5 protein-coding genes and 3 pseudogenes are annotated in these 4433 nt (G+C 43.6%); all 8 read left to right on the top strand.

Annotated elements, in window-relative coordinates:
* Nucleotides 1–477, top strand: a pseudogene (locus A2517_RS02780) (DNA mismatch repair protein); the annotation flags it as partial.
* Nucleotides 478–479: 2 nt separating this feature from the next.
* The gene (gene dapE / locus A2517_RS02775; protein ID WP_294893901.1) at nt 480–1577 is read left to right on the top strand and encodes a succinyl-diaminopimelate desuccinylase; all 1098 of its coding nucleotides are present in this window, start codon (nt 480–482) and stop codon (nt 1575–1577) included.
* Nucleotides 1578–1603: 26 nt separating this feature from the next.
* Nucleotides 1604–1999 carry a thioredoxin family protein gene (locus A2517_RS02770; RefSeq protein WP_294893899.1) on the top strand — a complete coding sequence of 132 codons (396 nt, stop codon included), beginning with the start codon at nt 1604–1606 and terminating at the stop codon, nt 1997–1999.
* A gap of 12 nt (nt 2000–2011) precedes the next feature.
* Complete coding sequence (locus A2517_RS02765) at nt 2012–2383, top strand: RidA family protein (protein WP_294893897.1); 372 nt, start codon at nt 2012–2014, stop codon at nt 2381–2383.
* A gap of 61 nt (nt 2384–2444) precedes the next feature.
* Nucleotides 2445–2753 (top strand): 50S ribosomal protein L21, encoded by a 309-nt coding sequence (rplU, locus tag A2517_RS02760; RefSeq protein ID WP_294893895.1) that lies wholly within the window; start codon nt 2445–2447, stop codon nt 2751–2753.
* 36 nt (nt 2754–2789) lie between these two features.
* Nucleotides 2790–2954 (top strand): annotated as a pseudogene (locus A2517_RS02755) (50S ribosomal protein L27); the annotation flags it as partial.
* A gap of 148 nt (nt 2955–3102) precedes the next feature.
* Entirely contained in the window at nt 3103–4200 is a 1098-nt protein-coding gene (gene obgE / locus A2517_RS02750; RefSeq protein ID WP_294893893.1) for a GTPase ObgE, read from the top strand.
* Nucleotides 4197–4433, top strand: a pseudogene (locus A2517_RS02745) (glutamate 5-kinase); the annotation flags it as partial. The gene obgE and the pseudogene A2517_RS02745, both read left to right, overlap by 4 nt.

Below are 4433 nucleotides of genomic sequence, written 5' to 3'. Positions count from 1 at the left end.
CAACTCTCTATGATTAGCGAGCTTAGCCGTTTGCGTGAAGTGGTTCATCTCCATTTGAGTGTCCGTTACGATGAAGAGAGTGACCGATTGATTTATGATCGACTTCTTAAATCGGGGAGGGGGAGCAGTGTGTACGGTTTGGAATTTGCCGAATCGCTCCATATGAATCCAAACTTTTTAACCAATGCCAAGCGGTTACGGGAAAACTTGGCCAAAGAGTATGATGTCCTCGAGTTGGGTAACCAAAAAGAGTACATTAAACGGTACCGTGAGGTGGTAGCATCAGAATGTGTCATCTGCGGAGCGTTGGTTCGAAATCTGCAAAAAAATCCCGCTTTAAAAGAACATCACCATCTTATTCCTTTATGTGAAACCCATTCACGAGAAATTTCGCAAGGCAAAATCAAACTGCAAGGTTTTATAATGACACCGAATGGTTTACGACTTGAATATGAGACGCAATTAAAAGAGGATTAACATTGAACGTTATTGAATTGTTTAAAAAGCTTCTGGAATCTCCCAGTGTCACCCCAGAAGATGGTGGAATTTTTGATTTTTTAGAAGATTATTTGGAGGGGTTTACCACTGTTCGCATTGATCGTGAAGGGGTGAAAAACCTGTTTGCCTATCGTCGTTTCGGAGAGGGAAAACACCTCTGCTTCGCAGGACATGTCGATGTCGTCCCCTCAGGGGAGGGGTGGAACAGCGATCCGTTTGTAGCAACCGAGAGTGAGGGATATATCTATGCTCGCGGTGCACAGGATATGAAAAGCGGTGTGGCGGCTTTTACCCAAGCACTTAAAGAAGCATACGATTTCAACGGCACTCTTTCGATTCTATTGACCTCCGATGAAGAGGGGCCGGCAAAATACGGAACAGTAGAAGTATTAGCCTATCTCAAAGAGCATAATCTTCTCCCCGATGCCGTTGTGGTGGCTGAACCGACGTGTGAGGCTGTTTTCGGTGATGCAATCAAAGTAGGGCGTCGAGGTTCGATCAACGGTGTGATCGAAATCATCGGAAAACAAGGACATGCGGCGTATCCTGAAAAAGCGATCAACCCTGTCCATCAACTTGCCCCTGTGTTATCCAACATTGCGGGTGCTTTTTTAGATGAGGGAGATGAGTATTTTGCCCCGAGCCAGATCGTGATTACCGATATCCGCGCAGGAATCGAAACGACCAATGTCTCGCCGGGTAAGCTGAAAATGATGTTTAACGTCCGCAATTCGACCCGTACCGATCAGGAGAAGATAAAATCTTTTATTGCGAAACAGATGGGAAAATTGGAGTATACGTTGACATTGGATCAGTCGGCCTATCCGTTTGTCACCGATGCGGATACGGTGATTGTTCGGACGTTATCGGATGCGATTCAAGAGGTATGTAAGGTTACGCCGAAAAATTCGACGGCGGGGGGAACATCAGATGCCCGTTTTGTTGCCGCGTATGGGATTAATGTGATTGAATTCGGAGTCATCAATGACACGATACACGCCCCTAATGAACGGACATCGATTGCTGAGGTAGACAATCTTTATGCTGTTTTTACAAAGTTAATTCATAATTTTCGGTAAAATTCGGTTTTTCAAAAAGGGTTTAAATGAAAAAATTAGGGCTATTAGCACTCTTGATGGCTAATCTTTTTGCGAGTGATATTGCTTGGAACGATACGTATGCGCAAGCACAAGCTAAAGCAAAAAAAGAGGCAAAACCTATGTTAGTTATTATTACGACTGAACAGTGCCGATGGTGTCGAAAACTTGAAGCTACAACGCTTTCTGATGATGAGGTCGTCTCTAAAATAAACAGTCGTTTTGTCCCTGTCCATTTAACACGGGACAAGAGTGTGTATCCTAAAAACCTGACTGCAAAAATGGTACCGATGAGCTATTTCTTAGACGGCAATGGCAAAATACTCCATTCAATGCCCGGATATTGGCCGGTTGAAGATTATCAATCGATTCTCGATGACGCATTGCGTAAAACAAAAAAGTAAAGGAAAAATAGTATGAAAAGTATCCAAACTCCGAATGCACCTGCGGCTATCGGACCCTATTCACAGGCGATGATCGCGAACGGAATGGTTTTTACCTCAGGTCAAATTGCATTAACCCCTTCAGGAGAAATGTTAGAAGGAGACGTGAAAGTTCAATGCACGCAGGTGCTCGCCAACCTCAAAGCAGTTTTAGAAGCATCAGGGAGTTCATTGGATAAAGTTGTTAAAACGACTATCTTTTTGGCAGACATGAATGATTTTGTAGCCGTTAATGCAGTTTATGCCGATGCGTTCCGTGATCATAAGCCTGTACGCTCCACTGTAGCTGTGAAAACATTGCCAAAAAATGCACTTGTAGAGATTGATGCTATCGCTTTAATTTAAGCTTAAATAAACGTTGGCTATAATTCGCCACTTTTTGTAGACTTGTAAGTAAGGAACGCTAATGTACGCAATTATCAAAAACGGCGGAAAACAGTATAAAGTTCAAGAGGGTGATATCCTTTTGTTCGATAAAATGGGACTTGATCCTAAAGCCACCGTCGAAATCAAAGAAGTTCTTGCCGTTAATAACGGTGAACTTAAAACCGGTACTCCATTCGTAGAGGGTGCTGTTGTTACTGCTGAGGTTATCAATGAAGGTCGTGACCGTAAAGTCGTGATCTACAAAAAACGTCGTCGTAAAGACAGTAAATTGAAACGTGGTTTCAGACGAGATCACACACGCGTTCGCATCATTAAGATCGCTGCGTAATTATTTAAAAGTAGGAGGACAGCATGGCTCATAAGAAAGGCAGGTAACATCGTTATCCGTCAACGCGGAACAAAAGTTCACCCGGGTAAAAACATGGGTATGGGTAAAGACCACACATTGTATGCGTTGGTTGACGGTGTCGTTGCGTTTGAACGTAAAGACAAAAAACGCAAGCAAGTTTCTATCATCCCTGCCGCATAATTTTCACTTACATCGGGCTATCGCCCGATTTTGAATCCATTTCCTAAATTATCTTTTTAATCGTGTACTTGAGAATCGAAGTACAGTGTTAAGCAAATAATAGTTGTCTCATTAGAGGCAAATGTTCAAAACAACTTTAAGGACATCCATGTTTAGTGATAGTGTAGAAATTACCGTCTCCTCAGGAAAAGGGGGAGCAGGGTGTGTTGCTTTCAGACGGGAGAAATATGTCCTTCAAGGTGGTCCTAACGGCGGTGACGGCGGCCGCGGCGGTGATGTTTATTTCAAAGTAGACAACAATACCCATACTCTTGCACACTTCCAAGGGAATAAAAACCTCAAAGCCGATAAAGGTCAACCGGGATCCGGCTCTAATATGGCCGGTAAAGCGGGTAAGCGACTCGTCGTTGTTGTCCCTCCGGGAACGCAAGTTGTCGATGTTGAAACAGGTGAAGTACTACTTGATCTTTTAGAAGACGGTAAAGAGGTTCTCTTTTTAGAAGGGGGGCGGGGCGGACTTGGAAATGTCCACTTCAAATCCTCAACGAACCAAAAACCGATGTACGCTCAACCGGGTGAACCGGCAGTTACTCGTGTCGTTCGGCTCGATCTTAAACTGATCGCCGATGTCGGTTTGGTAGGGTTCCCGAATGTCGGTAAATCGACATTGATCTCTACCGTCTCTAATGCTCGTCCCGAAGTAGCCAACTATGAGTTTACGACATTGACTCCGAAGCTCGGTCAGATTAATATCGGTGAATTCGACTCGTACATTATGGCCGATATCCCCGGAATTATCGGTGGGGCATCTGAGGGAAAAGGGCTTGGGCTTAAATTTCTTCGCCATATTGAGAGAACAAAAACTCTCCTTTTTATGATTGATTTGGCATCATATCATGAACTGGAATATCAGTATGAAACCCTCAAGCAAGAGCTTGAGAAATTTTCACCTCTTTTAGCAGAGCGCAATTTTGCGATCGCCTTGACCCGTGCCGATGCGATGAGCCCGGAAGAAGCGATAGAAAAAACCAATGCCTTTTTGAAATTGGTAAAACTTGATCCGGTTAAAAAGAGCCGATTCGCGTTTAGTGACGAGTATCCGGTCTATGAACAAGAAGATTTTGACAGAGCGTTTTATGACTCTAAAAAACCGGCATTTATAGCACCGATCTCTTCAGCGATTAATCTTAATATTAAACCATTAACCTACGCACTCTATCAAATGGTCGTAACGGAGCGTAAATGAAGCGGATCGTCGTTAAAGTCGGCAGTGCGGTTTTAAGCGAACAAAATCGAATCGCAAAAGACCGAATGCAAAATTTGGTCGATTTTATTGCTGAGCTTAAAAAAATGTATGAAGTGATTCTCGTCTCTTCAGGTGCCGTTGCGGCAGGATATACGGAACTGAAACTCGATAAAAAAGTGCTGGCGAACAAACAGGCACTTGCATCGATCGGACAGCCGATTTTAATGAACAAG

Source organism: Sulfuricurvum sp. RIFOXYD12_FULL_44_77 (genome assembly GCF_001830725.1).
Lineage (GTDB): Bacteria > Campylobacterota > Campylobacteria > Campylobacterales > Sulfurimonadaceae > Sulfuricurvum > Sulfuricurvum kujiense_A.
This window is presented reverse-complemented; position numbering and strand designations above follow the sequence as displayed.